A 25,741-nucleotide genomic window follows, 5' to 3' on the forward strand; every position below is an offset into this window, starting at 1 on the left:
GCATGCGCACTGCCGACCAGCCGATCCGGATCAGCCTCATCGCCCGCGAAGGCCGCATGGGCAAAGCCATCGCCACGGCGGTGGAAGACAATCCCGCGTTCGCGATCGACCAGGACCACGGCGACGTGCTGCTCGATTTCTCGGCGCCTGACGCGCTTGAGGGCAGCCTTGACCGCGCGATCGCGGCGAACGTCCCGATCCTGATTGGAACGACCGGGCTCGATGAAGCCGCCGGTCAACGAATTGCCAAGGCATCTGAACAGGCTGCGGTGCTGCGAGCGGCCAATACGTCGCTCGGGATCACCTTGCTTGCCGAGCTGGTTGCGCGCGCTGCCGAGGTCCTGGGGCCGGAATGGGACATCGAAATCGCCGAAACGCACCATCGGATGAAGGCCGATGCACCGTCCGGGACGGCGCTCCTCCTCGGACATGCCGCCGCGCGCGGACGCGGTGTCGATCTCGCACTCGAGGCTGGCCGCGAGGGGACCGGCCTCGCTCGCCAAACCGGCGCGATCGGGTTCGCCTCGCTCCGCGGTGGAACCGTCGCGGGCGATCATGACGTCAAATTCCTTGGACCGAACGAGCAGCTCATCCTGTCGCACCACGCCGAGAACCGAATGATCTTCGCCAGGGGTGCACTGGCCGGCGCCCGCTTCCTCGTGGGCAAGCCGGCCGGCCTTTATTCCATGCATGACGTCATCCGCGCCCTAGAAGCCAAAGCTTGAAGCGGGAGCAGGTTTTCGAATTCTTCCGTCGGCTGGCCGAGGCGAACCCGTCGCCGACGACCGAGCTTCAATCGACCAATCCCTATCAATTGCTCGTTGCCGTCGTGCTCTCCGCGCAAGCCACCGACGCCAGCGTCAACATCGCCACGCGTCCGCTCTTCGAGCATATCAAGACACCGCAACAGATGGTGGAATTTGGCGAGGACCGGTTGCGCGACGCGATCAAGACGATCGGCCTGTTCAACACCAAGGCGAAGAACGTCATCGCATTGAGCCGGGCCCTGATCGACCGGCATGGCAGCCGAGTCCCGCGCAGCCGTGAGGAATTGCAGGCGCTCCCCGGCGTCGGCCGCAAGACCGCCAACGTCGTCCTCAATACCGCGTTCGGCGAGGAGACCTTCGCGGTCGACACCCACGTGTTCAGAGTCTGCAACCGCACCGGGCTTGCACCGGGCAAAAGTGTCGACGCAGTCGAAGCGAAGCTCGAGAAGATCGTGCCGCAACCATTTCGCCGCGACGCGCACCACTGGCTGATCCTGCACGGGCGCTACACCTGCAAGGCTCGCCTGCCCGAATGCTGGCGCTGCCCGGTGATCGACCTTTGCCGCTATCAGCCCAAAACCCCGCCGCCGGGCGACAGGACTAAACCCAGCGCCGCTCGAACCGCGAACCGAGCGTCGTCAAAAGCTCGTATTGCGAGAGGCCCGACTGTTTCGAGGCCGACGGCAGGTCGTAGTCGAGCTCGACCCACTCGCCTTCCTTGAGCCCCGGCGCGGCATCGCAGCCGACCGCGATCAGGTCCATCGACACCCGCCCGAGCACCGGCAGCGCAAACTCGCCGGCGAACGCCGAGCCGCGCGAGGAGAAGCCGCGCAAATAGCCGTCGGCGTAACCGATATTGAGGATCGCCGCCTCGGTGTCTTCCGTGGCGACGAAGGTCGCGCCATAGCCGCAGCTCTCGCCGGCCGGGATGGTGCGCCGCTGGACGATTTCGGCGTCGACCCGCGCCACGCTGCGAATGTGGCCGTCCGCCTCCTCGCGCGGGACGCCGCCGTAGAGCGCAAGGCCCGGTCGGACGAGGTCGAAGCTGTAATCGCGCCCGAGGCAAATCCCGGCACTGTTGGCCATGCTGTATCGCTTGGCCGTCACCGCCGAAGCCACGGCGCGGAAGCGCTCGAGCTGCATCTCGTTGAGCGGATCGTCCTCGTCGGCGCAGGCGAGATGGCTGTGCAGCGTGTCGATCGCGAGCCGGTCGAGCGCCTCGATCTCCGTCGGCCGCAAGCCCAGCCGGTTGATCCCGGTGTCGATCATCACGTCGCACGGCCGCCCGGGCGCAATCTCTTTCCAGCGGCCGACCTGCTCGATGGTGTTGAGGCAGGGCCGCGCGGTGGACGCGAGCGGCGCCTCGGCGTCCGCTGGGCCGACGCCGTGAAGGACGACGAGGCCGGCGCCCAACGGGAGTGGCCCGAGCGCCTCGGCCTCCGCCCAGGTCGAAACGAAGAAGTCCCGGCAGCCCGCCTGATAGAGCGCCTGCGCGGTCTCGCGAGCGCCAAGGCCATAGCCGTCGGCCTTGATCGCCGCGCCCGCCGGTACGCCGGCGCGGTCCTGGAGCCAGCGCCAATTCTCCTGAATCGCTGTGCGGTCGATGGTCAGGCGAAGCGGACGGTGCATCAATACAGCTGTCCGCCATTGGGGACGCCAACGCTCGGGCCGATCAGCACGACTTCCCCGCCTTCGTCGGGGAAGCCGAGTGTGAGCACCTCCGACATGAACGGCCCAATCTGCCGCGGCGGGAAATTGACCACCGCCGCGACCTGGCGGCCGATCAGGTCTTCCAGCCTGTAGTGAGTGGTGATCTGCGCCGAGGAGCGCTTGGTGCCGATCGCAGGCCCAAAGTCGATCGTCAGCTTGTAGGCGGGCTTCCGCGCCTCGGGAAACGACTCGGCGCGAACGATGGTGCCGACGCGGACATCGATCTTTAGGAAGTCATCAAAGGTGATGGTATCGGCGCGCGGAGCATCCTGGTCGTGAAGCTTATGCACCTAACACCTCATTCGACCGTCACACTCTTCGCGAGATTGCGCGGCTGGTCCACGTCCGTGCCCTTCAGCACCGCCACATGATAAGCGAGCAGCTGCACCGGCACGGCATAAACCAGCGGCGCGATCAGCGGGTGGACCTGCGGCATCTCGATCGTCGCCATGCACCCCTCGCCGGCCTCTGCGATCCCCTTGGCATCGCTGATGAGGACGATCCTGCCGCCACGGGCGCGGACCTCCTGCATGTTGCTGACGGTCTTCTCGAACAGCAGACCCGACGGCGCGAGGACGATCACCGGCACCTCGTCGTCGATCAGCGCGATCGGGCCGTGCTTCATCTCGCCGGCGGCATAGCCCTCGGCGTGGATGTAGCTGATCTCCTTGAGCTTCAGCGCGCCCTCGAGGGCCATCGGAAAGTCCGGGCCGCGGCCGAGGTAGAGCACGTCGCGGGCCGGCGCGATCAGGCCAGCCATCGCCGCGATATCGTCGTCATGATTGAGCGCTGCATTGAGCGCCGCCGGGGCTTCCTGGAGATGGGCGACAATTTCCCGCTCCTCCTCGCGCGTCAGCCGTCCCTTGGCCCGCGCAAGATTGGCCGCCAGCGCCGCGAGCACGGCCAGCTGGCAGGTGAACGCCTTGGTCGACGCAACCCCGATCTCCGGGCCCGCATGGGTCGGCAGCAACAGGTCGGCCTCGCGCGCCATCGAGCTCGTGGGCACGTTGACCACGACGGCGATGCGCTGCTCCTGCGAACGCGCGTGGCGCAGCGCGGCAAGCGTGTCCGCGGTCTCGCCCGACTGGCTGACGAACAATGCCATGCCGCCCGGCTCGAGGATCGGATCGCGGTACCGGAACTCGCTCGCGACATCGATGTCGACAGGCACGCGCGCGAACCGCTCGACCCAGTATTTCGCGACCAGCCCGGCATAGTAACTGGTGCCGCAGGCGACGATGGTCAGCCGCTCGACCGATTCGAGGTCGGCGTCGGCCACCGGCAGCGCGATCTCGCCTTCGAACGGACGGACGTAGCTCTGGAGAGTTTGGGCAACCACGATCGGTTGCTCGAAAATCTCCTTCTGCATGTAGTGGGCGTAATTGCCCTTCTCGATCGGGGCCGAGGTCGCGCCGGATTCGACGATCGGCCGCTCGACGGAGCGGTTATCACGGTCGAAGACGTCGATGCGATCGCGGCGCACGACCGCCCAATCGCCCTCATCGAGATAGGCGATGCGCTGCGTCCACGGCGCCAGCGCCAGGGCGTCCGAGCCGAGATAATTCTCGCCGTCGCCGTAGCCGACGGTCAACGGCGCGCCCATTCGGGCGCCGATGATCAGGTCCGGATGGTCGCGGAACAGGAAAGCAATCGCAAACGCACCATGCAGCCGCGGCAGGACGGCCGCGACCGCGTCTTGAGGCGACGCGCCGCGCTCGACTTCGCGCGCGACCAGATGCGCGACGACTTCGCTGTCGGTTTCGCTCAGAAATTGTCGGCCGTCGGCGATGAGCTCGTCGCGCAGCGGCTTGAAATTCTCGATGATGCCGTTGTGGACCAGTGCGACCCCGCCGGCGATGTGGGGATGGGCATTGCCGACGGTCGGCGCGCCGTGGGTCGCCCAGCGGGTGTGCGCGATCCCGATGATGCCGTGCAGCGGATGGGCCCGCAGTTCGGCCGCGAGATTGTCGAGCTTGCCTTCGGCGCGGCGCCGCTCCAGTTCACCGCCTTCGATCGTGCAGATCCCGGCGGAATCGTAGCCGCGATATTCGAGCCGCTTGAGCCCGTCGAACAGCCGCTGAGCGACGTCCGATTTCCCGACAATTCCAACAATTCCGCACATCCAACATGAACCCTGCAGACTCGACGATTGCCGGCCTCGCTACAGCCAATGTTGCCGGAACGCATCACTTTGCTGTGGATCGGTTTCAAAGGGCTTTTGCATCCCGATTCAGCTGCTAGGTTTGCCTAAGGGTCTCGGGGGATTTTTCCGTGAATTTGAAGATGTTGAGCGCGGCCGCGCTATTGGCTGCGTGCACCGTGACAAGTGCGGCACGAGGTCAGGACCTGATGCAGCCCATCCCGCAAACCGGCGTGGAAGCAGCTACAGATTCTGGCGATGCAACGCCGGCGGCGCCGCTCGCGGCAGAGCGCAAGCTAGCCGCGCTAACCCCGGTCGAACTGGAAATCGTCACGGCCGCGAGCAGCAAGACCAGCCATCAGGGTGAACAAATTCGAATTCGCGTCGCTGCGTCGGTCTCGGTCGACGGCATGGTCGTCCTTCCGGCCGGCACGGAAGGATTTGCCGAGGTGATTCAGGTCTCGCATGGCGCTTTCGGCGGGAAGGCGGGAGAGCTTGTGCTCGGCGCGCCTTATGTGATGCTCGACGGCCAAAAGATCGGACTAAAGCGCTTCGGCTATGGCCCAAGCAGCGGCCGCGACCGCTTTGGGCAGGCGATGGTTGCGACTGCGGTAATAGGCGTTGCCGGCATGTTCATTGGCGGTGGCAATATCGACATTGCGAGCGGGACCCGCGCCAACGCGGTTGTGACCACCGACACCATCATCCACGCCCAGCCATAGATATCCAACAAGGAGTGAGTGAGAATGCGTTTGAATACAGTTTTGCTAATCGGCGCCGCCGCAGCTTTTTCCGTGCCGGCCAATGCTGCCGACACCGGTGCAAATGTCGAAACGGCCGCCCAGGATACGAAGGCCGCCAAAGTCGCGCCGCAGATTGCGCCGCCGCCGGCGGGGATGGGACAGGTTGTCTTCTATCGTCCATCGTCGATGGGCGGCTTGGTCAGCTGCCGCGTCAACGAAGGCGAGAAGGTCTTGAACCGCTTGCCGCCGGGCAAATATTTCGTTTTGCAGACGATCCCCGGAGTGCACGAATATTCGGTTCACAGCGAATCCAAGGACGTGGTGCGGGTCAACGTCGAGGACGGTGAGACGCAGTATGCGCGCTGCAACATCAGCATGGGTTTCCTCGTCGGACGGCCGAATCTTTCGACCCAGGACCGGGCCGATTTCGACAAGCGCGGCAAGAAGCTGAAACTTCAGCCGCCGTTCGATTCTAAGGAAGACGCCAAGGCCGAGACGCCGGAAGCGAATAAGGGCTAAGCTGCCTGCGCCGGCTGGGCTATTCCGCCGCTTTCCGAGTCATCCGCTCGCGAAAGCGCTTCGCCCAGCCGGCAACGCCCTTCTGGTCGCTACGCTCGACGGCGAGCGCGTCGGCCTCGACGTTTTCGGTGATCACCGAGCCGGCCCCGACGATCGCGCCGTCGCCGATCGTCACCGGCGCGACCAAAGCTGTGTTCGACCCGATGAAGGCGCCCGCCCCGATCACCGTGCGGTACTTGCCGAACCCGTCGTAATTGCAGGTGATGGTGCCGGCGCCGATGTTGGCGCGCGCACCGACTTCAGCGTCGCCGACATAGGACAGATGATTGACCTTGGCGCCCTCGCCGACCTGCGCCTTCTTGAGCTCGACGAAATTGCCGACCTTGGTCCGCGCGCCGAGCGTCGTGCCGGGGCGGATCCTGGCGAACGGGCCGATGCTCGCCTTCGTCCCGATGATTGCGCCCTCGATGTGGCTGAACGCCTTGATCACCGCCCCCTCGGCGATCTCGACGCCTGGCCCGAATACGACATGCGGCTCGACCGTCACGTCTCGCGCGAGCCTGGTGTCGTAGGCGAACCAGACGCTTTCGGGATCGATCAGCGTCGCGCCCTCGTCGAGCACTTCCTCGCGGCGGCGGCGCTGCCATTCGAGCTCCAGATGCGCGAGCTCGGCACGGCTGTTGACGCCGGCGGTCTCATACGGATCGCCTTCGATCACGACCGCGTCGCGGCCTTCGGCGGCAGCGATGTTGACGATGTCGGGGAGGTAGAATTCGCCGGCCGCATTGTCGTTACCGACCTCGCCCAGCCACCGGAATAGATCCCGAGCCCGCACCGCCATCATGCCGGAGTTGCACAGGCGGACCGCCCGCTCCTCCTCGGTCGCGTCCTTATATTCGACCATCCTGGCGATGCGGTCGCCGTCGCCGAGGATGATCCGTCCGTATTTCAGCGGGTCAGGCGGGGTCGAGGCGAGGACGACCACGCCGGGGCCGCCGTCGCCGTCGAGCCGGTCGAGCATTCGCCGCAGCGTCTCGGCCTCGACGAAGGGCGTGTCGCCATAAAGGACCAGAACCGGCCCGTCGTAGCCGGCGAGCGCTTGCTCGGCCTGCTGCACCGCATGGCCGGTACCCTTTTGCTCGGCCTGGAGCGCTACCGCGACGTCGCGGTCGCGGATCGCGGCTTCGACCTGCTCCCGGCCCTTGCCGACCACCACGACGCGCTTGTCGGCGCCAAGGGCGTCGACGCGGTCGATGAGGTGGAGGAGCAGCGGCCGGCTGGCGATCGGGTGCAGCACCTTGTGCGTGTCGGAGCGCATGCGCGTGCCCTGCCCGGCGGCGAGGATGACTACGGCGAAACGGCGCTGGTCGCTCATCGTGGCGCGAGCAATGGCATGGCGCCGAAGCCAGCGCCAGTGGCTGGCGCCGGTCAGTAGCTCGCGTAAGCTTCGTTGCCGATAAAGCCGAACTTTCGGACATGTTCGCGCTTGATGACGCCAAGCACTTCATCGACCGTCTCGTACCGAGCATCGGGCGCTGGGCGCAGATGAAGCTCAGGTGCCGGCGTGATCCTCTGCGATTGCCGAAGCACGAACCGCAACTGATCCTGCGACACCGGCCCTTCATTCCACAGGATCTGCCCTGAGGACTGAATCGCGATTTCGTTAGAGACGTGCCGTACGTAAGGACATGTCGGGCACGGCGGCGGGACGTCCAACTTCACCGCGTGGGTCTGGATTGGAATGGTGATGACGAACATCGCCAGCAAGACCAGCATGACGTCGATCAGCGGCGTTGTGTTCAGGTCCAAGATGGGCGGCGGAGTGGCGACGGCCGAGGCAACGCGCATTGATCGCTCTCCTAGCTGTTATAATATCTCATAACCGGCACAGCGACGCAAGAGCGCAAAAAAAGCGGCCCCCGGAGGGACCGCCAAATCTGTCGAAAGCCTGAGGCTTCCTAGAAGATGTTCATATAATATTCGTTGCCGACGAAGCCCATCTTTTGGACGTGCGCCTGCTTGGTAACCGCGAGCACCTTGTCGACGATCTCGTAGCGAGCGGTCGCGTCCGGCTGCAGGTGAAGCTCGGGGACGGGGTTCATCTGCTGCGTTGTGTCGAGATAGGCGCGCAGCTGCGGCATTGTGACCGGTGAACCGTTCCACAGCACCTGATCCTGAGCGTTGATCGATAGCACGTTCTTGATCGGATCGATCACCTGGGGCGGCGGATTCTGCTGCTGAACCGGAAGGTCGAGCTTCACCGCGTGCGTCTGGATCGGAATGGTGATGATGAACATGATGAGGAGAACCAGCATGACGTCGATGAGCGGCGTCACGTTCATGTCGATCATGGGTTCGCCGGAGTCATTGTCACCGGTAGTTTGCATAGACATGCTGAAAAGCTCCTATTCGGCGCGATAGCCGGTCAGCGGCGGCGGCTCGGAAATGAAGCCGACGCGCTGGAAGCCAGCCTGTTGCATGGTGATGATCGCCGCGCCGATGCACTTGTACCGCGTGTTGACGTCGCCACGGATATGCGCCTCCGGCATATTGTCTTCGTTGATGTTCTGGACCCCGCCGACCTTCTTGATCTGATCCTCGAGCTTCTTGACGGCGCGATCGAGCAGGTCCTTCTGGTTGACCCTGGTCACGCCCCAATAGACCTCGCAGGAATCGCCAGGACCGTTGCGGACCACCAGCGAGACGTTGTCCGGCTTCGTCGTCGTCGGCTCGTACCGCACATTCGGCAATTTGATGGGAATCGTCTGCTTGATCACCTGGGTTGTGATCAAGAACACGATCAGAAGCACCAGCATCACGTCGGTCAACGGTACAACGTTGATGTCGGATATGGCTTCGTCTTCGTCGCCTTGGATTACTTGACCTGCCATCGTTCCTCTACTTTATCCGGGCGGGGCCCCGGCTCTAGAAGAGCCGGAGCCTGGCGCGATTATTGGGCGGTGGTCGGCGTGCGGACCGGCTCGCTCGGCGCGGCGCCGCGAGCCGGAGCGCTGGTGCGTGCGGCCGAGCCCGGAGCGCCCCCAACACGCGGCTTCACCGCACCGTCGGACATCAGATAGCCGTGAAGGTCGTTGGTGAAGGCCGCGAGGTCCTCCATGATCGACTTGTTGCGGCGGACCAGCCAGTTGTAGGCGAGCACGGCCGGAACCGCGACGACGAGGCCGAGCGCGGTCATGATCAGCGCCTCACCGACCGGGCCGGCGACCGCGTCGATCGACGCCTGGCCGGAAGCGCCGATCCTGATCAGCGCGCGATAGATGCCCACGACGGTGCCGAACAGACCGATGAATGGCGCGGTCGAGCCCACCGTCGCGAGGAAGGCGAGGCCTTCGCCGAGGCGCGAGCTGATCGCGCCCTGGCTGCGTGCCAGGCTGTTCGCCATCCAGTCATGCTGATCGATCGGGTCGGTCAGCTTGCTGTGCTGGTCCTGCGCAATGAGCGCGTCGTCGACGATCGAGCGATAGGCGCTGCGCGCCTCCAACTTCTGCGCCGCTTCGCGCAGGTTAGCCGAGTTCCAGAAGCTTGAGCGGACTTTGCGGCCCTGAGCGATGATCTTCTGCTGCTGCATTAGTTTGGTGAACAGGATGTAGAACGAGAAGATCGACATCAGGACGAGAATGGAGAACACCGAGATGGCGATGATGCCACCCTGCTGAAGGGCGGGAATCAGGCCATAAGGGTTGGCCGTTGCGGCGGGTGCTGCTTGCATGACTGTGCTTTCCTTCTGAATAGAATTTAGTGCAATTTATTCGGCCGGGACGACCCAGGTAATCGTTGGCGTCCGGATGGTATCCGTGGTCGCGTTGCCATTGCTGTCGCGCGCCGGCGAGAACTTGGCGCGGCGACGCAAAATATTGCAGGTCGCCGAGTCCAACGCTCCGTTGCCCGTCGAGCGGATCAGATTGCAAGCGACGACGCGTCCGTCCGTACCGATCGTCAGCTCTGCTTGTGCAGTGCCTCCCGCGCCGGCGGCAAGCGCCGAGGCCGGATAATCGTCCGTGCTAAATAGCGTTCGCAGATCACCCTTCGCACTCTGAGCTGACTGCGTCTTACGTGGCGGTGGTGGCGGGGCCGGCGGAGGCGGCGCCAAGGCGACCTGCGGGATCGGCGGCGGATGAGGTGCCTCGATCACCTGGATCGGCGGCGCCGGCGCTTCCATGCGCACCAGCGGCGGCGGAATGGTCGGCGGCGGCGGGACCTTCGGCATGTCCTTGGGCGGCGGCGGCGGCTCCTCAGGGGGCGGCGGCTGCTCCTCGACGTCGAAAGTCTTGAGGTCCTCCGCGGCCTTTTTGATTACGTTGTAGGCCAGACCAGTGACGATGGCGTAGCCCAATCCGAGCTGGAGAATGGCAACGATGATGATCGCCAGTGTCCGGTTGCCGCTGAGTTCTTTTTTTTGGGCGTATGACATTAACCCAGTGCTCTCCCTCGATGCGCCGTGCTGCCACGGTCAGACCAGGCGTCGGCCGCGCCCCGTCCATTGAACCCTAGCCGATGTATCAACATATCATCGACGCACAAGCGCGCTTCCTTATCCCCCACTCAAAGGCCGCGCAACGGATTTTGTTCCACGTCCGGAAGGCGTGAAACCCCGTGTCCTAAGGTGAGTCGTTCAGGCTTCGGGCCAAGGTCCGGAAAAGGAAGCGATTTCGACACCCACCCCATGCGCGTCCGGATAAACGTCGGGCTTCGAGGTCCGTACCCGCACGGCCTTGACTCCGCGGAAGGCGGCGATCCGTTCGAACACGGCATGAGCCAGGGTCTCCTGGAGATTGTAGCGCCGAGCGGATGCAAGCTCCTCGACCTCGGTGCGAAGGAAATCATAGTTCCATGCATGCGCCGGATCGTCGTCGTGCGGCATGCTCACATCGTCGAGCCAGATCTCGACCGAGACCAGCAGGCGCTGCGGTGCTCCCACTTCGAAATCGTGAAAGCCGATGTCCACCTGGACCGCTAGGGATTCGAGCAGGATGCGCGCCGAACGGACCTTGAGATGGTCCGGCACCAATCCGATAAGCTTGGGTTCGGTAATGGTCATGCATCCCCCAGGAATTGGACGTCCCGCTCCAGGGTCATGAAGCGATGGCCGGAATCGATCACCAGCACCTGGCCAGTGACGCATTTCGCGTCGGCGAGGTAGCGGACGGCGCCAATCACGTCATCCGCGGTTACGCCGCGACCAAGCGGATTGTCGGCGTACCTGGCGCGAAAGTTTTCCTCCGATTGCCCGCTTGATCGAAGCATCAGGCCCGGCGCCACGGCATTGACCCGGATACCGCGCGACGCCAGCGCGCGAGCGGCGAGCTCGGTCAGGCCCGCCAGCGCCTGCTTGGACAAGGTGTAGCTCAGATAATCGGGGTTCGGCGCCGCCAGCTTCGAATCGAGCAGGTTAACGATCAGCGCATCCTCCGCCCCGTCATGCTGCCTGGCGAAGCGATCGCTCAGCAAGGCCGGAGCGCGGGCATTGACCGCCATGTGCGCGGCGAATTCATCGGCGTCGAACGCGCCGAAGCCGTCGTGCGCGAAACGGGCCGCATTGTTGACGAGCAGCCTCACCGGCGGAAGGCCGGATGCCGCCTTGAAGATGATCTCCGCGCAGTCCGGCTGACAAAGATCGGCGACGATCCTGGTCGCCCCGTCGGGAACCTGGTCGGCCTCGTGATGGACATGGGCAATGACCGACCAGCCGTCCGCGAGCAGCGCGCGAGCGATGTCGGCGCCGACGCGCTTGCCGGCGCCCGTGACGATGGCCGTCCTTGTTGCCGTCATTGCGAGCGACGAAGTGGCGGAGCAATCCGGGTGGCGCAAGGCTGGATTGCGTCGCTGCGCTCGCAATGACAGGGGGGTGCATGCCCGAAACCCGTCCCCCGATCGAGCTGCGCGGCCTCAGCCTGTCCGAGCTGCAGCGCATGATCGACGAGCGTCGGCTGCCTCCGGTCGACCGCTGGAACCCCGATCACTGCGGTCATTCGGAAATGCGGATCGCGCGCGACGGCACCTGGTTCCACCAGGGCGCGCTGATCCGCCGGCCGGCGATGATCCGGCTATTCTCAACCGTGCTGCGGCGCGAGCCCGACGGCCGGCACGTCCTCGTCACGCCGGTCGAGAAGCTTGAGATCGAGGTCGAATCGACCGCCTTTCGCGCCATCGAGATGTCGAGCGAAGGCCACCACGAAGGTCGGACGATCGCGTTCAAGCTGGACAGCGGCGATGCCGTGATTCTTGGCGCGGATCATCCGCTCACGGTCAAACCGTCGCCGCGAATATCGATTCGTCACGGCCTCGAGGCGGAGCTTAGCCGCCCGGTCTATTACGAGCTGGCGGAAATCGCGCTGGCCGAAGATCATCATCCGCCGGGCGTGTGGAGCAATGGTGCCTTCTTCGCGCTGGACGGCCCGGAATGAGCCTTGCCGACCGGCTCCGCGCCGCGCTTCGCCGGCCACCATCGCAACTGCCGCTCGAAGGCGATCTCGAGGAGCTTGGCGCGGGGCCGTCGGTCCATGCCGCGGTCCTGATCGCCATTACCGATCGCGCGGAGCCTGGCGTCATCCTCACCGTTCGCCGCGAGCATATGCGCACGCACGCCGGCCAGATTGCCTTCCCGGGCGGCCGTGTCGACGAAGGCGAGACCGCGGTCGCGGCTGCACTTCGCGAAGCCAATGAAGAAATCCTTCTCGACCCGGCCGACGTCGAGGTGATCGGAGAGATCGGGCCTTATCGGACCGTTACTAACTATATCGTCACTCCGGTCATCGGCGTCGTGCCGCCCGACCTCCCGCTGACGCCGCACGAGCATGAGGTTGCCGACTGGTTCGAGGCGCCGCTCGCCTTCATCCTCGACCCGGAAAACCAGAAACGCGCGAGCGCCCTGTTCCGCGGGCACGAGCGCCATTATTACGAGATCCACTGGAGCGAACGCAGGATCTGGGGGGCAACTGCGGCGATGATCGTAAATCTGTCACGAAGACTGGAGGAGGCGTGAAGCTCGACGCCGCCAAATGGCGCAAGCGGCGCGGCATGGCGCGCGTGCTCAACGCGCTCGGCGCCGACGAGGGCCTCACGCGCTACGTCGGCGGCGCGGTCCGCGACGACCTTCTTGGACTGAAGGTCAGCGACGTCGATCTTGCCACGAAAATTCGCCCCGAAGACGTGATGACGCGGCTGCAGACGGCGAGGATCAAGGCGGTGCCGACGGGAATCGACCACGGCACGATAACCGCGGTCAGCGACGGGCATGCGGTCGAGATCACCAGCCTCCGCCGCGACGTCTCGACCGATGGCCGGCGCGCGACGGTGGCGTTCACCGACGATTGGCAGGAAGACGCGGCCAGGCGCGACTTCACGATCAACGCTTTGTCGGCCGATCCGGTAACCGGAGAATTGTTCGACTATTTCGGCGGCCTCGAGGATCTCGAAGCGCGCCGGGTGCGGTTCATTGGCGACCCGCTCGCCCGCATCGCCGAGGACCATCTTCGGATCCTCCGCTTCTTCCGCTTTCATGCCCGGTTCGGTTCGGGCGAGCCGGATGCCGCGGCGGTCGACGCCTGTGCCGCGCGGGCGAACGATTTGATGGCCCTGTCGCGCGAACGAATTGCCGACGAGATCCTGAAACTGCTTGGCATGGCCGACCCCGCACCGACCGTCGGGGTCATGCTTCAGCGCGGAATTCTCAAGCCCGTGCTTCCGGAAATCGCGCCCGAGAGTCTTTGCGACCTTGAAGCGCTGCTCGATAGCGAGCGCTCGGCACGCGTGGCTCCCGACCCGTTACGCCGTCTCGCCGCGCTGCTTCCGCGCGACCCCGCCCTGGCCGAGGATATCGCCGCCCGCCTGCGCTTTTCGAACAAGGCAAAGAAGCGGTTATCATGCGCGGCGTCTACCGATCTCTCTTCATCGCCGCAGGCGCTCGCCTATCGCGTCGGCAGTGATTGCGCGATCGACCGGCTGCTGCTCGCGGGCCAAAGCGCGGACGCGGCCGCGATCGCGGGATGGAAGGCGCCGCGCCTGCCGATCGGTGGTGGCGAACTCATTGCCCGCGGTCTCAAGGAGGGCCCGATCGTCGCCCGGACCCTGCGGACGATCGAGGATCGCTGGGTCGCCGACGGATTTCCCGCCGGCGAGGACTTCGACAGAATCGTCAGCGACTCACTGGCGGGGGCATGACAATGTTCCGGGGGTTGCGCAGCAATGCCGCATAACCCTGCGCCAGCTCCTGATGGATCCGGCGGGCGGCGTCGGTAACCGCATTCTTGGCGGCGGCGCGCTCGGCGCGCTCGCGGCGGAGGAAATATTCGTGGCTTTCGGGATTCAACATCGGACGTGTGCCTCCACCCCTCAGCGGGCTACCTCGAACAGCGTGCGTGACTAAGCGATGAATGTGACAGGGCGCTGAAGTTCGTGTTTCAGGAATGTCGCACACTCGAGCGTGCGACCGCGAGCTCCGGAATCACGCCGGAGTCCGCGCCTGCCAAAATCGGCATCGGGCTGAATACCGGCATCGAGGCCACCTGCGCATAGAGCGCGAACAGCTCGGCGAAATGCTGATCGATCGTGCGCACGCCGGATGCCCGGACGGCGGCAGCGCGTTGAAGCTCGACGCCGCCGTCGATGAACCGACCGATCGCCCGTTGGAGCGAGCGTTCGCTTCCTGCGCGAAAGGCGTGGCCGGCGTGCGGCGCGAGAAGGTCAAGCGCCGCGCCGCGGTCGGGCACGATCATCGGGATCCCGCTGGCGCGCGCTTCGGCCGCGACCAGGCAGAAAGTCTCGGCCTCGCAGCCGTGGATCAACGCGTCCGCGCTGGCGACCATGCGCGCCAACTCGGCGCGATTGTCGAGCCGGGGCAGGACAGCGACGCGATCCATGCGCGCCACCATGATCTCCAGCCTGGCCCGTCTGGGGCCGTCGCCGATGAGCAGCATGCCGACGGGGCGCTGGCGCGAGCAGACATCGACGGCCCGCACGACCATCTCCCAACGTTTTTCGCCCGAGAAGCGCCCGATGCCGGCCAGGAGCGTGGCGTCCGAATCCAAGCCAAGGGAACGCAAGGCATCCGCGCGCAAGGCGGATGAGCGAAGCGCCGGCGAAAAGCGTTCCGGTTCCACGCCCATCGCGATGGTCCGGGCATTTCCGATGCCGGCGGCGCGGAGCCGTCCCGCCAGCTGGCCGTTCGCGCAAATCACTGCGTCGAACATCTGGCCGAGCCCGCGCAAATGGCGCCAGAAGGCGCCGAACCAACGGTCGATCGTTTCGATCCGGACGACCCCGCCAAGCCAGCGATAGGCGTAAGCCGCCATCGGATCGGCATGCATGACCAGCGAGCGCGACGCCGCGCCCTGCCAGCGGCCGACCATCGTCGCACTCGACCAGGGGGAGGATGCCTCGACATGGTCTGGGCGCCACGCGGCCAGAGTTCGATGCAGCGCCTGCTGATCGTCGAAATAGCGATAGCGGCGATCGACCGGCAGCGTCGGCGATGCGAGGCTGACAAGATAGGCTCCGGGACCGCGGCGCTCGACCGCATTGTCTCTTCCCGGCACGACCACGATCATCTCATGCCCAAAGCGCGGCGCGGCGCGCAGCTTGGCTTCGACGTAGGTGCGGACTCCGCCACCCGCGGGCGAATAAAAGGCGCTGACGTCGACGATCCGCATCGCGCAGCGTCGAGCCGGGAAAGCGCACGAACATCAAGTGAAGCTTTTTTAATGCGGAAGGCCGCTCGCGGACGCGCATAATGTCCTCGAATGCCCCGATTGCTGCTCGCCTCCATCCACGACGTCTCGCCCCGTTTCGAAGGCGAGGTGGATCGCCTGCTCGAGATGCTCCGCCCCTCGGTCGGCGAGCGGATCGCGATGCTCGTCGTGCCGAACCATTGGGGGGATGCGCCGATCGTGCCCGGATCGGCATTTGCGACGCGGCTCCGCGCCTGGTCGGCTAGCGGGTTGGAGATATTCCTCCACGGTTTCTTCCATCGCGACGAGGCCCGCCATCGAGGCCGCGATCGGTTCCGCGCCACGATCATGACCGCGGGCGAAGGGGAATTCCTCGGCCTGTCGCGGACAGAGGCCGCCAGACGTATCGCGGCTGGCCGCAGGCTTCTCGAAGACATCACCGGCCGGGAAATCGCCGGCTTCGTCGCCCCCGCCTGGCTATACGGCGCCGGAACGCTCGAAGCGCTGGCGGACTGCGTTATGCCGATGGCCGAAGACCATTGGCGCGTCTGGTCGCCCGCGACCGACGCGAAGCTCGCCCGCGGCCCCGTCATCACCTGGGCCAGCCGAACCACTCTACGCCTGGCGTCATCCCTTGCCGCGGCGGCAACGCTAGGCAGGTCGCCCCAGAAGGTCCTGCGGATCGCCGTTCACCCGCCCGACAGCCGTCATCCCGCTGTGGTCCGCAGTATCAAGCAGACGTTTCGGACTGGGATGAGGGGCCGCCAAGCGGCGCGTTATGCCGATCTGGGTGTCAGAATTTAAGGACGAAGGTAACGGCCGGTTTGCGAGACGGTGTGGGCCGCGTGTCGCCGGCGCGCCATTCGGACGGCGTCTTCTTTCGATACATATTGGCCAAGCCAAGGCCAAGGGTCGCATTGGCGGCGACCCTCCGTCCAATCAGCATGCCGCGCACGAGCGGTTCGGTTCGTGGCGCCTCGCTGCTCTCCGCCAGCCGAAGATCAAGGGTGCGCGCGACGGCAACATGCGCGACGTCATTCGCACCAATCGGCCGCATTTGCGCCTGCGATCCCGTCGCCGTGGCGAGCAATCCCATCGCAGCCATCGCGAGCCGTCGCGACATGGCGCTTCAACTCCCCTGTTGCGGGAGCCTAAACCCGAAGCGTCAGTATGGAGTTCCAGCGAGCGAGCGGGTGAGCTGAAATGGCTCAGTGGCGGCGTGATTTCCAATAATCGAGCGCGGCCTCGGCTTCGAGCGGCTTGGCAAAGTAAAAGCCTTGTCCCGACGCACAGCCCAGCGTCGCCAGGGTGGTCGCCAGTTCGACCGTCTCAATCCCTTCCGCGGTGGTCGACATGCCGAGCGCTTCGGCGAGGCTGAGCACGGCCCGGACGATCGCCACCGCATCGGGGTCGACCATCATTCCGGAGACGAAGCTCTTGTCGATCTTGAGGACGTCGATCGGCAGGCGCTGAAGATAGGCCAGGCTCGAATAGCCGGTCCCGAAATCGTCCATCGCGACCGTCGCGTCGAGCGCCTTCAAGGCATCGAACACGCGCGTCGCCCGCGCGGGATCCTGGACGATCGAGCTCTCGGTGAGCTCCAAGGTGAGGCGATCGCCGGCCAGCCCGCTGGCGCGCAGCGAGTCCTCGACCATCTCCGCGATATTGTCGCGCGCGACCTGAATCGCGGAGAGGTTGACGCCGACGTAGAGCGGCAATTTCTCGCCGCACCTTTTGTCCCAGTCGGCGAGCGTCTGGACGGCGCAGTCCATCGCCCAGCGGCCGAGCTGAAGGATCAGCCCGGATTCTTCGGCGACGGGAATGAATTCGCTCGGGCTGATCTCGCCGCGATCCTCGTGCGTCCAGCGCGCGAGCGCCTCGAACCCGGCCACCTCACCCGACTTGAGGTCGATCAGCGGCTGATAAAAAAGCCTGAGCTGGTCCTTGTCGAGCGCGCGCCGAAGCTCGGTCTCGATCGAGAAGCGGCGCCGCGCCTCGCTCGCCTGCTTGGGCTCATAGACCTGCGGTTTGCCGGCGATCTTGGCCTGCTTGACCGCGAACTGGGCATTGCGGAACAGTTCTTCGGGATCCTGCCCGGCATGCATGAGAGCGACGCCGATCGCGCATTCGACGCGAATCTCGAGGTCCGAGATCTTGAACGGCGTGGTCATCACGTCCTGGATTCGCTGGGCGGCCTTGAGCGCATCCTCAACGCCGCGGCGGAGCGAGACCAGCACGCCAAACTCATTACCACCGGTGCGTGCCAGCACGTCGCCGGCGCGAAGCGCGAGGATCAACCGGCGGGCGAAGGTGATCAACAGCTCGTCCCCGGCGAGGCTGCCCATCGACTCATTGATTCGGCTGAAGCGCAGCATGTCGACGACGAGGACCGCATGTTCGAGGTCGCGATGGACCGTTTCCCCGGCCTTCTCGACCGCCTCGGTGAACGCCAAGCGGTTGGGGAGCCCGGTGAGGCTGTCGCGAAGCATTTCGGCCCTGAGCGTCCGCTCCGCCTGAACTTCGACGGTGCGGTCGACCACGCTCAACAGGCAGCGCGGGCCGTTCCCTTTTTGCGGAAGGGGCGCGAGCTTGAGGCGGAAATGGTGGGACGACACGCCCTCACCATCCTTGAAATCGAGCTCGCCCCGGGTGTCGCTGCCGTCGAAGAACTTCGTCAGCGCTTCGGCGATCGGCCCCGACTTGAGGCAATCGGCCGCGTTCCAGTCGCGCGCGGCGGAGCTCGATTGCTGGACAGTGTCGAAAAAGCGGCTGTTGTGGGCGCTGATCTGCATGGAGCCTTTGGCCGCTTGCTCGATGATCGCCGCCGCAATCGGCAGCGCATCGAGCAAGCCAGTATCGTCCGCACTCGCCGGATGCGGTTTCGCGCCAGAAATGTGCCCCCGCCGGCGCCTGTCGATCCCGGACGAGCGGCTTGCTGCAGCCTGCATGGCGCCTGCTATGCCGCAGACCGGTTAATTCGAAGTATCCAAAACGCCGGTTTTTCCCTCTGCGGCGGCATGTTAACCCAGGTTGGTTAACCGGCTCATCCGAAGCGGTTGCTGCGGGGGAATCCGATCGGCGGCATTCGGCCCGCCGCTCCGCGCGCGGCACGCCACGAGGTGAGATCGGTCTCAGTTCGGACCCGGCCGCTCTCACCGCCAAGCACCCAGCTCAGCCCATCCGCGAGCTTGAAGGCGAGCGCATCGGACAGCCCGCCATCGCGGTAGCGCTGCAGCGTCACCCCCTGCCCGCGTCCGAGCTCGGGCAGCTCGGTGAGCGCGAAGACGAGCATCTTGCGGTTCTCACCGATCACGGCGACCGCATCAGCGTCGTCGGCCATCGCCCGCACGACCGCGAGTCGAGCGCCGGGACGAACATTGACCAGCTGCTTGCCCTTGCGAGTTTCGGCGAGCGTCGCCTCGCCGCTGGTGACGAAGCCCTTGCCGTCGGACGAAGCGAGCAGCAGCTTCATGTCCGGCCGGACGACGACCAGCTGGACGATCTCGACCTCGGCATCCAAGTCGATGAACAGCCGCACCGGCTCGCCGAACCCGCGCGCGCTCGGCAGCTTGTCGCCGGCGAGCGTGTACACCCGCCCGTTCGAGGCAAAGAGGGCGAGCCTGTCCGTCGTCTGCGCGTGGAAATGGATGAATGGGCCGTCGCCTTCGCGCCATTTGAGGTCGGCGACCTGTTCGAGCGCGAGATGGCCCTTCATCGCCCGGATCCAGCCGCGCTGCGACAGGATTACGGTGATCGGCTCCTTCTCGATCATCGCGGCCCAATCGATTTCGCGCACCGGCGCGACTTCGTCGATCCGGGTGCGGCGGTCGTCGCCGAACTTGTCCTTGAGCGCGGCGAGCTCCTTCTTGAGCCGGCGGCGCTGACGGGCCGGCTCGGCGACCAGCTTCTCAAGCTCCTCCCGCTCCTTCGCGAGTCCCCCGCGCTCGCGGCCGATTTCCAATTCCTCGAGCTTGCGCAAGCTCCTGAGGCGCATGTTGAGGATCGCCTCGGCCTGGCGGTCGCTCAGCGAGAACTCGGCCATCAGGACCGGCTTGGGCTCATCCTCGCCGCGGATGATCGCGATCACCCGGTCGAGATTGAGATAGGCAATGAGGAGCCCGCCGAGGATTTCGAGCCGGTCGTCGATCTTTCCGATGCGGACCTGGCTGCGGCGGACCAGCACCTCGATCTGAAACGCGAGCCACGCGGTCAGCGCCTGCTTGAGGCTCATCACGCCGGGCGTGCGGGTCGCGTCGAGCACGTTGAGGTTGAGCGGGAAGCGGACTTCGAGGTCGGTCAGCCGGTAGAGGCTCTCGAGGAGGAGATCCGGATCGACAGTGCGCGCCCGCGGTTCCAGGATCAGCCGCACCGCCTGGTCGCTCTCGTCCTTCACGTCGGCGAGGATCGGCAGCTTCTTGTCGGCGATCAGCGCCGCGATCTGCTCGATCAGCTTCGCCTTCTGCACGCCATAGGGCATTTCGCTGACGTGCAGATGCCAGCCGCCGCCCTTCTCGCGTTCGACCTCGATCCGCGCGCGCAGCCGGAACGCCCCGCGACCGGTCGCGTAGGCGAGAGCGATCGTGTCGCGGCTGTCGACCAGCACGCCTCCAGTGGGGAAATCGGGCCCGGCGACGAAGTCCATCAAGGCGCTGTCCTCGGCCTTGGGATTGTCGATCAGGTGCGCCGCGGCGTCGATCAGCTCGGCGACGTTATGCGGGGGAATCGAGGTCGCCATGCCGACCGCGATCCCGCTCGCGCCATTGGCGAGCAGGTTGGGGAACAGGCCGGGGAAGACCTCGGGTTCCTCCTCCTCTCCATTGTAGGTGGGCTTAAAGTCGACCGAGCCTTCATCGAGCCCGGCCATCAGCTGCGTCGCGACGGCCGTCAGCCGCGCTTCGGTGTAGCGGTAGGCAGCCGCATTATCGCCGTCGATGTTGCCGAAATTGCCCTGGCCGTCGACCAATGGATAGCGCAGCGCGAAATCCTGCGCGAGGCGGACCATCGCATCATAGACGCTCTGGTCGCCGTGCGGGTGGTACTTGCCGATGACGTCGCCGACCACGCGAGCGGACTTCTTGTACGCCGAGGCCGGATCGAGCCGGAGCAGGCGCATCGCCCACAACAAACGCCGGTGGACCGGCTTCAACCCATCGCGGACGTCGGGCAGCGAGCGCGCGGTGATCGTCGACAGGGCATAGACAAGATAGCGCTCCTCAAGCGCGGAGCCGAAAGGTGTCTCGATGACGGAGGAAATGTCGGGGTCAGCCATGCCGCTGCCTAGCAAGGCAGTCTGCCCGCTGCCACTCATTCGCTCGCGCCGAAAGACCTAAATATCTCGACGAACCGAGTGGCAGAGCTATTCCCTAGTCTATGACTAGAGATTAGGACAGCTCAGCCGCGCTTCCCACTCCCCTGCTCAGCGCGGCCGGGGGCAGGTTGGCACGCAGGCCTGCCCCCACCTTCAGCTTTGGGCCGGCATTTGCGCGGCCGCCGGCACTCGGCCCTGTGCGGTCCAGCCGCCGTCGATCTCATCGAGCGCCAACCGCATTTCGGCGAGCAGCCATTCCCGGAAACGCTTGACCTTGGGCACCATGCGGCGCTCGTGCGGATAGACCAGCCAATAGGACCAGCCGCGGACGGAAACGCGCTCGGGAAAGAGCATGCACAACCGGCCGGCGGCGACGTCGCCTTTCCATAATAAAGGCGTCAACAAAGCGAAGCCTTGGCCGGCCATCGCGGCATGGCCTTCATTGGCCTGGTTCTCGAGGCGGATGCCAGCGCGGCGGAGGATCGATTCGTCGGCGGGAACGCCGTTGTCGGCGAACCATTGCTGCCACCAGTCGTCGCTTGGGTTGATGCGGTTCTGACCGGGAAGATCGCCGGGCTCGAGCGGCCTGCCGAGCTTGCGCTCGACCGCGGCAATGCACTCCGGGCTGGCCATGGGCGTGAAGGCCGACTCGAACAGCCGGTATTCCTCCATTCCCTCCCAACCGCCGCCGCCGCCGCGGATCGCGATGTCGGCATCGCCGCCGCGCAGGTCGCAAAGCTCGTTGCTGGTCGTCATCCTGACCGCGAGATCGGGATGCTCCATCTGAAACGACCCGACCCGCCACGCCAGCCAGGTGTTGGCGAAGGTATGGGTGGTGGTGATGGTCAACAGCGATTCGTCTTCCTGCTGATGGCTGGCGAACGCGGCCTCGATCGCATCGAAGGCGCCGGTCAGCGCCGGCAACAACCGCGCCCCGAGCGGAGTGAGCCTAGCCCGTCCGCGCTCCCGCACGAACAGGGGCGAGCCCAGCCGCTCCTCGAGGCTTTTCACCTGATAAGATACGGCCGCCTGGGTCATTCCGAGCTCAGCGGCGGCGGCCGTGAAGTTCTCGGTCCGGGCGGCGGCCTCAAAGGCCCGGACGGCAGCCATTGGCGGGAGTCGACGCATTGCCCAGCTTTCGGTTTTGTGAACCCCTGTCGGAGCGTGCTCCGACGGCAGCATTCATAAGGCCAGTTTATGGTATCTGTCGAGCGTTTGATTGGCGAAACGAGCGCCCCGAATCTACATAGACTTCCAGCCGCCAGTGAGGTTGATCCCCTCCCTTAGCCAGCCCCCTCGCTGGCGGCCCACAACAGGAAAGGAGGTACGCCATGACTTATGGCCTCAGTCCCCGTGTGTTCATCGAAGACGGTCCCGCCGAGCAGGTCATGAAGCTGCAGTCGACACGTTCGACGGCGCGGTCGTGGCGCTCCCTCGACGCCGACGGTCGCCTCGCGGCGATCGAACGCGCCCTGAAACCCGCCAACGACCTCATCGACGCCTACCCGATGGCGCTGTGAGAAAAGATAAAGCGAGGAAAGGAATGGTTACCATGGTGGATGAAATCTTCGACCGGACCTACCAATCCGCTCGAGCCGACCTCAACGATGGCCTTCGCGTTCTGTTTTCGGGCATCGGCCGGGCGGTCGGCGATAGCCTGAAGGTCCTTCACCGGATCGAGTGGAGCGCCCCTTGGGAAGCTCCGACCAAACCCGCTCGCCGTGTGTAACGGCAAGGCGAGGAGCGCGGACTAGCACGCGCCGCGCTCCTCGCTTATAGCGCGCCCTCCTCTCCCTGGAGCGATGCGCAAAAACATGGCCCGCCGCCGGCAAATCTACGAGGGCAAGGCCAAGATCCTCTATGAGGGTCCCGAGCCGGGCACTCTGATCCAATATTTCAAGGACGACGCCACCGCCTTCAACGCCCAGAAGCGCGGCACCATCAGCGGCAAGGGCGTCCTCAACAACCGCATCTCCGAGCATATTTTCACCGCGCTGCAGACGATCGGCGTGCCGACGCACTTCATCCGCCGGCTCAACATGCGCGAGCAGCTGATCCGCCAGGTCGAGATCATCCCGATCGAGATCGTCATCCGCAACGTCGCGGCGGGCTCGCTGTCGAAGCGGCTCGGTATTGAGGAAGGCACCCAGCTGCCGCGGACGATCATCGAATATTATTACAAGGACGACGCGCTCGGCGACCCAATGATCGCGGACGAGCATATCGCTTGCTTCGGTTGGGCCAGCCAGGACGAGATGAACGACATCGCCGATATGGCGATCCGGGTGAACGATTTCCTGTGCGGCATGTTCGCGGCGATCGGCATCCGCCTGATCGACTTCAAGCTGGAGTTCGGGCGGGTGTGGGACGGCGATTACGCCCGGGTCATCCTGGCCGACGAGATCAGCCCCGACGGCTGCCGCCTGTGGGACCTCAAGACCAACAAGAAGCTCGACAAGGACCGCTTCCGCCAGGACCTCGGCGAAGTCGAGGAAGCCTATCAGGAAGTCGCCCGCCGGCTCGGCTTGCTCCAGCCCGACGACGAGTCCGCCGTGCTCGACCTCGACAGCCACCGCAAAAAGCGCGGGAAGTAGGTCCGCCGCTCAAATCCCGTTCGCCCTGAGCTTGTCGAAGGGCCGTCTTTCTTGAAAGAGCAGGACGGGGCTTCGACAGGCTCAGCCCGAACGGAGTTTACGAGTTTGCGCCGCGCCCGTGTCGTCACCTTGAATGCCGCGCTCGGGTCGCTCGATTATCGCGTGCCCGACGGCATGGCGGTCGAGCCGGGGTCGATCGTGGTCGCGCCGCTCGGCCCGCGCCAGCTGCTCGGCGTGGCGTGGGAGGCGGAGCGGCTGGCGACCAATGAAGTGCCCGACGCACGGCTGCGGCCTTTGGCCGGCCTCGTCGGGGTGCCGCCGATCGCTGCCCCGTTGCGGCGGCTGTGCGAATGGACCGCGGATTACTATCTCGCCCCCCTCGCCTCGGTGTTGCGGATGGTGCTGCCTTCGTCGGCGGCGCTCGAAGGCCCGCGTCAGCTCACCGAATATCGCCCTACCGGCGTCTCGCCTGAACGCCTGACGCCACAGCGCGAGAAAGCGCTCGCCGCGCTCGATGGCCGCCAAGGCACAATCCGCGAGCTCGCCGATATCGCCGAGGTCGGCGACGCCGTCATGCGCGGGCTGGTCAATGCCGGCGCGCTCGAAGCGGTCACGGTCGACGCCGACCGGCCCCTGCGCTGTCCCGACCCCGACCATCAGCCGCCCGACCTGAATGACGATCAGCGCGAGGCCGCGCATAGTCTCGCCGCGGCCGTCGGGAAGGGGTTCGATCCGGTCCTGCTCGACGGAGTTACCGGATCGGGCAAGACCGAAGTCTATTTCGAAGCGATCGCGGAGTGTCTCCGGCAGGGAAGCCAGGCGCTGGTCCTGCTGCCCGAGATCGCGCTCACCGAGCCGTTCCTGAAGCGGTTCGAGGCGCGGTTCGGCTGTGCGCCGGTCGCCTGGCATTCGGGCCTGCGCTCATCCGAGCGGCGGCGGAACTGGCGCGGTATCGCGAGCGGCGAGGCCAAAGTCACGGTCGGCGCCCGCTCCGCATTGTTCCTTCCCTACCCGAAGCTCGGATTGATAATTGTCGACGAAGCGCACGAGCCGAGCTTCAAGCAGGAGGACGGCGTCCAGTATCACGCCCGTGATACGGCTGTGATGCGGGCCAAGTTCGAGGATATCCCGGTGATCCTGTCCTCCGCGACCCCGGCGATCGAGAGCAGGCAAATGGTCGAAGTCGGCCGCTATCGCGAAGTGAGCCTGCCCGAACGATTCGCCGGCGCCGCCATGCCGGAAATCCGGCCGATCGACCTGACGGAAGACCCGCCGGCGCGCGGCCGCTGGCTCGCACCGACCCTGGTCGCCGAGCTCGACGCCAACCTCGCGCGCGGCGAGCAATCGCTGCTGTTCCTCAATCGCCGGGGTTTCGCGCCGCTAACCCTGTGCCGCAACTGCGGCCACCGCTTTCAATGCCCGAACTGCACCGCGTGGATGGTCGAGCACCGGCTCATGCATCGCCTCGCCTGCCACCATTGCGGGCATGTCATGCCGCCGCCGAAAGCGTGCCCTGAATGCGGCGAAGAGGACACTTTGGTCGCGTGCGGCCCCGGCGTCGAGAGAATCGCCGATGAAGTCGCCGAGCTGTTCCCTGACGCCCGCACCGCGATCGTCACCTCGGACACCATCTGGTCGCCGCAACGCGCAGCCGAGTTCGTCGACGCCATGGACGCGGGCGAGATCGACATCGTCGTCGGCACGCAGCTGGTGACCAAGGGCTACCACTTCCCGAACCTGACGCTCGTTGGCGTGGTCGACGCCGATCTCGGCCTGGCCGGAGGCGACCTGCGCGCGGCCGAACGCAGCTTCCAGCAAATCCAGCAGGTCGCCGGCCGCGCCGGCCGCGGCGACAAGCCCGGGCGGGTACTCGTCCAGACCCACGATCCGGACGCGCCGGTCATCGCGGCCTTGGTGAAAGGCGATGCGCCAGGTTTCTATGCGGCCGAGACCGAATCTCGACGCGAGGCGGCGATGCCGCCATTCGGGCGACTCGCTGCCATCATCGTCTCGGCGGAGGATGCCGGCGATGCCGAAGCTGTCGCGCGCCGCATCGCGAATCGCGCGCCCGACGTCGAAGGGATGGCGGTCTTCGGCCCTGCCCCCGCGCCGCTGGCGATGCTCCGCGGCCGCCATCGCCAGCGCCTGCTGGTCCACGCCCGCCGCAGCCTCGACGTCCAGGACGTCATTCGCGACTGGCTGGCCGACATCGAATGGAGCCCGAAGGTCCGAGTCAGCGTCGACGTCGATCCGTACAGCTTCCTCTAAGATATT

The 25,741-nt window shown here is 65.5% G+C and carries 28 protein-coding genes and 1 pseudogene; 12 read left to right on the plus strand and 17 right to left on the minus strand.

Annotated elements, in window-relative coordinates:
• The first annotated feature begins 2 nt into the window (after nucleotides 1-2).
• On the plus strand, nucleotides 3-725 hold the full coding sequence (gene dapB / locus N539_RS0104005) for a 4-hydroxy-tetrahydrodipicolinate reductase (protein ID WP_037552110.1): 723 nt from the start codon (nucleotides 3-5) through the stop codon (nucleotides 723-725).
• On the plus strand, nucleotides 722-1,489 hold the full coding sequence (gene nth, locus N539_RS18925; RefSeq protein WP_028969233.1) for an endonuclease III: 768 nt from the start codon (nucleotides 722-724) through the stop codon (nucleotides 1,487-1,489). The genes dapB and nth overlap by 4 nt, the downstream gene beginning before the upstream one ends.
• Here the strand turns inward: nth and alr are convergent.
• From alr to glmS, 3 genes and pseudogenes are all read right to left on the minus strand, one after another.
• Nucleotides 1,374-2,396, minus strand: a pseudogene (gene alr, locus N539_RS0104015) (alanine racemase); the annotation flags it as partial. The gene nth and the pseudogene alr sit on opposite strands and share 116 nt — an antisense overlap.
• Entirely contained in the window at nucleotides 2,396-2,767 is a 372-nt protein-coding gene (locus N539_RS0104020; RefSeq protein ID WP_028969235.1) for a tRNA-binding protein, read from the minus strand. The gene N539_RS0104020 and the pseudogene alr, both read right to left, overlap by 1 nt.
• 8 nt (nucleotides 2,768-2,775) lie before the next feature.
• A complete protein-coding gene (glmS, locus tag N539_RS0104025; protein ID WP_028969236.1) occupies nucleotides 2,776-4,599 on the minus strand; it encodes a glutamine--fructose-6-phosphate transaminase (isomerizing) in 1,824 nt (607 codons plus the stop codon).
• Nucleotides 4,600-4,826: 227 nt separating this feature from the next.
• On the opposite strand from glmS, the gene N539_RS0104030 reads away from it, so the two are divergent.
• Together N539_RS0104030 and N539_RS0104035 are read left to right on the plus strand one after the other, a co-directional pair.
• Nucleotides 4,827-5,339, plus strand: a complete 513-nt coding sequence (locus N539_RS0104030; RefSeq protein ID WP_156029747.1) for a hypothetical protein — start codon at nucleotides 4,827-4,829, stop codon at nucleotides 5,337-5,339.
• A 24-nt stretch (nucleotides 5,340-5,363) separates the two neighbouring features.
• The gene (locus N539_RS0104035) at nucleotides 5,364-5,879 is read left to right on the plus strand and encodes a DUF2846 domain-containing protein (protein ID WP_156029748.1); all 516 of its coding nucleotides are present in this window, start codon (nucleotides 5,364-5,366) and stop codon (nucleotides 5,877-5,879) included.
• 19 nt (nucleotides 5,880-5,898) lie between these two features.
• Here N539_RS0104035 and glmU read toward each other — a convergent pair whose 3' ends face one another.
• The 8 genes from glmU to N539_RS0104075 form a co-directional block, all read right to left on the minus strand.
• Nucleotides 5,899-7,254: a bifunctional UDP-N-acetylglucosamine diphosphorylase/glucosamine-1-phosphate N-acetyltransferase GlmU gene (gene glmU / locus N539_RS0104040; protein WP_028969239.1), complete on the minus strand. Its 1,356-nt coding sequence runs from the start codon at nucleotides 7,252-7,254 to the stop codon at nucleotides 5,899-5,901.
• Nucleotides 7,255-7,307: 53 nt separating this feature from the next.
• The gene (locus tag N539_RS0104045) at nucleotides 7,308-7,727 is read right to left on the minus strand and encodes an ExbD/TolR family protein (protein WP_028969240.1); all 420 of its coding nucleotides are present in this window, start codon (nucleotides 7,725-7,727) and stop codon (nucleotides 7,308-7,310) included.
• Between the two features lie 110 nt (nucleotides 7,728-7,837).
• Nucleotides 7,838-8,272, minus strand: a complete 435-nt coding sequence (locus tag N539_RS0104050; RefSeq protein ID WP_028969241.1) for an ExbD/TolR family protein — start codon at nucleotides 8,270-8,272, stop codon at nucleotides 7,838-7,840.
• A gap of 12 nt (nucleotides 8,273-8,284) precedes the next feature.
• On the minus strand, nucleotides 8,285-8,770 hold the full coding sequence (locus N539_RS0104055) for an ExbD/TolR family protein (protein WP_028969242.1): 486 nt from the start codon (nucleotides 8,768-8,770) through the stop codon (nucleotides 8,285-8,287).
• A gap of 59 nt (nucleotides 8,771-8,829) precedes the next feature.
• Nucleotides 8,830-9,609 (minus strand): MotA/TolQ/ExbB proton channel family protein, encoded by a 780-nt coding sequence (locus N539_RS0104060; protein ID WP_028969243.1) that lies wholly within the window; start codon nucleotides 9,607-9,609, stop codon nucleotides 8,830-8,832.
• A 36-nt stretch (nucleotides 9,610-9,645) separates the two neighbouring features.
• Nucleotides 9,646-10,311, minus strand: coding sequence for an energy transducer TonB (locus tag N539_RS19105; protein WP_028969244.1), 666 nt, complete (start codon nucleotides 10,309-10,311; stop codon nucleotides 9,646-9,648).
• A 201-nt stretch (nucleotides 10,312-10,512) separates the two neighbouring features.
• Nucleotides 10,513-10,938: a dihydroneopterin aldolase gene (locus tag N539_RS0104070; protein WP_028969245.1), complete on the minus strand. Its 426-nt coding sequence runs from the start codon at nucleotides 10,936-10,938 to the stop codon at nucleotides 10,513-10,515.
• The gene (locus tag N539_RS0104075; RefSeq protein ID WP_028969246.1) at nucleotides 10,935-11,669 is read right to left on the minus strand and encodes an SDR family oxidoreductase; all 735 of its coding nucleotides are present in this window, start codon (nucleotides 11,667-11,669) and stop codon (nucleotides 10,935-10,937) included. The genes N539_RS0104070 and N539_RS0104075 overlap by 4 nt, the downstream gene beginning before the upstream one ends.
• Before the next feature lie 80 nt (nucleotides 11,670-11,749).
• On the opposite strand from N539_RS0104075, the gene N539_RS0104080 reads away from it, so the two are divergent.
• The 3 genes from N539_RS0104080 to N539_RS0104090 are packed head-to-tail and all read left to right on the plus strand — an operon-like array spanning nucleotide 11,750 to nucleotide 14,060.
• Nucleotides 11,750-12,304: a DUF1285 domain-containing protein gene (locus tag N539_RS0104080; protein ID WP_028969247.1), complete on the plus strand. Its 555-nt coding sequence runs from the start codon at nucleotides 11,750-11,752 to the stop codon at nucleotides 12,302-12,304.
• Nucleotides 12,301-12,882, plus strand: a complete 582-nt coding sequence (locus N539_RS0104085) for a CoA pyrophosphatase (RefSeq protein ID WP_028969248.1) — start codon at nucleotides 12,301-12,303, stop codon at nucleotides 12,880-12,882. The genes N539_RS0104080 and N539_RS0104085 overlap by 4 nt, the downstream gene beginning before the upstream one ends.
• Nucleotides 12,883-12,917: 35 nt before the next feature.
• Entirely contained in the window at nucleotides 12,918-14,060 is a 1,143-nt protein-coding gene (locus N539_RS0104090; RefSeq protein WP_051531489.1) for a CCA tRNA nucleotidyltransferase, read from the plus strand.
• Here N539_RS0104090 and N539_RS18375 read toward each other — a convergent pair.
• Both N539_RS18375 and N539_RS15310 read right to left on the minus strand, forming a co-directional pair.
• A complete protein-coding gene (locus N539_RS18375) occupies nucleotides 14,035-14,211 on the minus strand; it encodes a hypothetical protein (protein ID WP_156029749.1) in 177 nt (58 codons plus the stop codon). The two genes, N539_RS0104090 and N539_RS18375, sit on opposite strands and share 26 nt — an antisense overlap.
• 88 nt (nucleotides 14,212-14,299) lie before the next feature.
• Entirely contained in the window at nucleotides 14,300-15,547 is a 1,248-nt protein-coding gene (locus N539_RS15310) for a glycosyltransferase (RefSeq protein ID WP_081774181.1), read from the minus strand.
• A 90-nt stretch (nucleotides 15,548-15,637) separates the two neighbouring features.
• On the opposite strand from N539_RS15310, the gene N539_RS0104105 reads away from it, so the two are divergent.
• Nucleotides 15,638-16,369, plus strand: a complete 732-nt coding sequence (locus tag N539_RS0104105; RefSeq protein ID WP_037552116.1) for a DUF2334 domain-containing protein — start codon at nucleotides 15,638-15,640, stop codon at nucleotides 16,367-16,369.
• On the opposite strand, the gene N539_RS0104110 is transcribed toward N539_RS0104105, so the two are convergent.
• From N539_RS0104110 to N539_RS15320, 4 genes are all read right to left on the minus strand, one after another.
• Nucleotides 16,359-16,688, minus strand: coding sequence for a hypothetical protein (locus N539_RS0104110; RefSeq protein ID WP_028969251.1), 330 nt, complete (start codon nucleotides 16,686-16,688; stop codon nucleotides 16,359-16,361). The genes N539_RS0104105 and N539_RS0104110 overlap by 11 nt on opposite strands.
• 85 nt (nucleotides 16,689-16,773) lie before the next feature.
• The gene (locus N539_RS15315; protein WP_081774182.1) at nucleotides 16,774-18,513 is read right to left on the minus strand and encodes a putative bifunctional diguanylate cyclase/phosphodiesterase; all 1,740 of its coding nucleotides are present in this window, start codon (nucleotides 18,511-18,513) and stop codon (nucleotides 16,774-16,776) included.
• A 95-nt stretch (nucleotides 18,514-18,608) separates the two neighbouring features.
• Nucleotides 18,609-20,834, minus strand: a complete 2,226-nt coding sequence (gene parC / locus N539_RS0104120; RefSeq protein ID WP_028969252.1) for a DNA topoisomerase IV subunit A — start codon at nucleotides 20,832-20,834, stop codon at nucleotides 18,609-18,611.
• A gap of 192 nt (nucleotides 20,835-21,026) precedes the next feature.
• Nucleotides 21,027-21,983, minus strand: coding sequence for a LysR substrate-binding domain-containing protein (locus tag N539_RS15320; RefSeq protein WP_231462865.1), 957 nt, complete (start codon nucleotides 21,981-21,983; stop codon nucleotides 21,027-21,029).
• Nucleotides 21,984-22,204: 221 nt separating this feature from the next.
• Here N539_RS15320 and N539_RS0104130 point away from each other — a divergent pair, with 221 nt between their 5' ends.
• From N539_RS0104130 to N539_RS0104145, 4 genes are all read left to right on the plus strand, one after another.
• Nucleotides 22,205-22,393, plus strand: coding sequence for a hypothetical protein (locus N539_RS0104130; RefSeq protein ID WP_028969253.1), 189 nt, complete (start codon nucleotides 22,205-22,207; stop codon nucleotides 22,391-22,393).
• A 32-nt stretch (nucleotides 22,394-22,425) separates the two neighbouring features.
• Nucleotides 22,426-22,602, plus strand: a complete 177-nt coding sequence (locus tag N539_RS18380) for a hypothetical protein (protein ID WP_156029750.1) — start codon at nucleotides 22,426-22,428, stop codon at nucleotides 22,600-22,602.
• An 85-nt stretch (nucleotides 22,603-22,687) separates the two neighbouring features.
• Nucleotides 22,688-23,467, plus strand: a complete 780-nt coding sequence (gene purC, locus N539_RS0104140) for a phosphoribosylaminoimidazolesuccinocarboxamide synthase (RefSeq protein WP_028969254.1) — start codon at nucleotides 22,688-22,690, stop codon at nucleotides 23,465-23,467.
• Between the two features lie 105 nt (nucleotides 23,468-23,572).
• The gene (locus N539_RS0104145) at nucleotides 23,573-25,735 is read left to right on the plus strand and encodes a primosomal protein N' (RefSeq protein WP_028969255.1); all 2,163 of its coding nucleotides are present in this window, start codon (nucleotides 23,573-23,575) and stop codon (nucleotides 25,733-25,735) included.
• Nucleotides 25,736-25,741: the final 6 nt, after the last annotated feature.

The organism is Sphingomonas sp. URHD0057, assembly GCF_000620665.1.
In the GTDB taxonomy this organism is placed as follows: domain Bacteria; phylum Pseudomonadota; class Alphaproteobacteria; order Sphingomonadales; family Sphingomonadaceae; genus Sphingomicrobium.

What these genes read in the sequence shown, in the direction of transcription:
- dapB (WP_037552110.1), top strand. Translation starts at nt 3, where the DNA reads ATGCGCACTGCCGACCAGCCGATCCGGATCAGCCTCATCGCCCGCGAA.
- glmS (WP_028969236.1), bottom strand. Translation starts at nt 4,599, where the DNA reads ATGTGCGGAATTGTTGGAATTGTCGGGAAATCGGACGTCGCTCAGCGG.
- N539_RS0104030 (WP_156029747.1), top strand. Translation starts at nt 4,827, where the DNA reads ATGCAGCCCATCCCGCAAACCGGCGTGGAAGCAGCTACAGATTCTGGC.
- N539_RS0104035 (WP_156029748.1), top strand. Translation starts at nt 5,364, where the DNA reads ATGCGTTTGAATACAGTTTTGCTAATCGGCGCCGCCGCAGCTTTTTCC.
- glmU (WP_028969239.1), bottom strand. Translation starts at nt 7,254, where the DNA reads ATGAGCGACCAGCGCCGTTTCGCCGTAGTCATCCTCGCCGCCGGGCAG.
- N539_RS0104045 (WP_028969240.1), bottom strand. Translation starts at nt 7,727, where the DNA reads ATGCGCGTTGCCTCGGCCGTCGCCACTCCGCCGCCCATCTTGGACCTG.
- N539_RS0104050 (WP_028969241.1), bottom strand. Translation starts at nt 8,272, where the DNA reads ATGTCTATGCAAACTACCGGTGACAATGACTCCGGCGAACCCATGATC.
- N539_RS0104055 (WP_028969242.1), bottom strand. Translation starts at nt 8,770, where the DNA reads ATGGCAGGTCAAGTAATCCAAGGCGACGAAGACGAAGCCATATCCGAC.
- N539_RS0104060 (WP_028969243.1), bottom strand. Translation starts at nt 9,609, where the DNA reads ATGCAAGCAGCACCCGCCGCAACGGCCAACCCTTATGGCCTGATTCCC.
- N539_RS19105 (WP_028969244.1), bottom strand. Translation starts at nt 10,311, where the DNA reads ATGTCATACGCCCAAAAAAAAGAACTCAGCGGCAACCGGACACTGGCG.
- N539_RS0104070 (WP_028969245.1), bottom strand. Translation starts at nt 10,938, where the DNA reads ATGACCATTACCGAACCCAAGCTTATCGGATTGGTGCCGGACCATCTC.
- N539_RS0104075 (WP_028969246.1), bottom strand. Translation starts at nt 11,669, where the DNA reads ATGACGGCAACAAGGACGGCCATCGTCACGGGCGCCGGCAAGCGCGTC.
- N539_RS0104080 (WP_028969247.1), top strand. Translation starts at nt 11,750, where the DNA reads ATGCCCGAAACCCGTCCCCCGATCGAGCTGCGCGGCCTCAGCCTGTCC.
- N539_RS0104085 (WP_028969248.1), top strand. Translation starts at nt 12,301, where the DNA reads ATGAGCCTTGCCGACCGGCTCCGCGCCGCGCTTCGCCGGCCACCATCG.
- N539_RS0104090 (WP_051531489.1), top strand. Translation starts at nt 12,918, where the DNA reads ATGGCGCGCGTGCTCAACGCGCTCGGCGCCGACGAGGGCCTCACGCGC.
- N539_RS18375 (WP_156029749.1), bottom strand. Translation starts at nt 14,211, where the DNA reads ATGTTGAATCCCGAAAGCCACGAATATTTCCTCCGCCGCGAGCGCGCC.
- N539_RS15310 (WP_081774181.1), bottom strand. Translation starts at nt 15,547, where the DNA reads ATGCGGATCGTCGACGTCAGCGCCTTTTATTCGCCCGCGGGTGGCGGA.
- N539_RS0104105 (WP_037552116.1), top strand. Translation starts at nt 15,638, where the DNA reads ATGCCCCGATTGCTGCTCGCCTCCATCCACGACGTCTCGCCCCGTTTC.
- N539_RS0104110 (WP_028969251.1), bottom strand. Translation starts at nt 16,688, where the DNA reads ATGTCGCGACGGCTCGCGATGGCTGCGATGGGATTGCTCGCCACGGCG.
- N539_RS15315 (WP_081774182.1), bottom strand. Translation starts at nt 18,513, where the DNA reads ATGCAGGCTGCAGCAAGCCGCTCGTCCGGGATCGACAGGCGCCGGCGG.
- parC (WP_028969252.1), bottom strand. Translation starts at nt 20,834, where the DNA reads ATGGCTGACCCCGACATTTCCTCCGTCATCGAGACACCTTTCGGCTCC.
- N539_RS15320 (WP_231462865.1), bottom strand. Translation starts at nt 21,983, where the DNA reads ATGGCTGCCGTCCGGGCCTTTGAGGCCGCCGCCCGGACCGAGAACTTC.
- N539_RS0104130 (WP_028969253.1), top strand. Translation starts at nt 22,205, where the DNA reads ATGACTTATGGCCTCAGTCCCCGTGTGTTCATCGAAGACGGTCCCGCC.
- N539_RS18380 (WP_156029750.1), top strand. Translation starts at nt 22,426, where the DNA reads ATGGTGGATGAAATCTTCGACCGGACCTACCAATCCGCTCGAGCCGAC.
- purC (WP_028969254.1), top strand. Translation starts at nt 22,688, where the DNA reads ATGGCCCGCCGCCGGCAAATCTACGAGGGCAAGGCCAAGATCCTCTAT.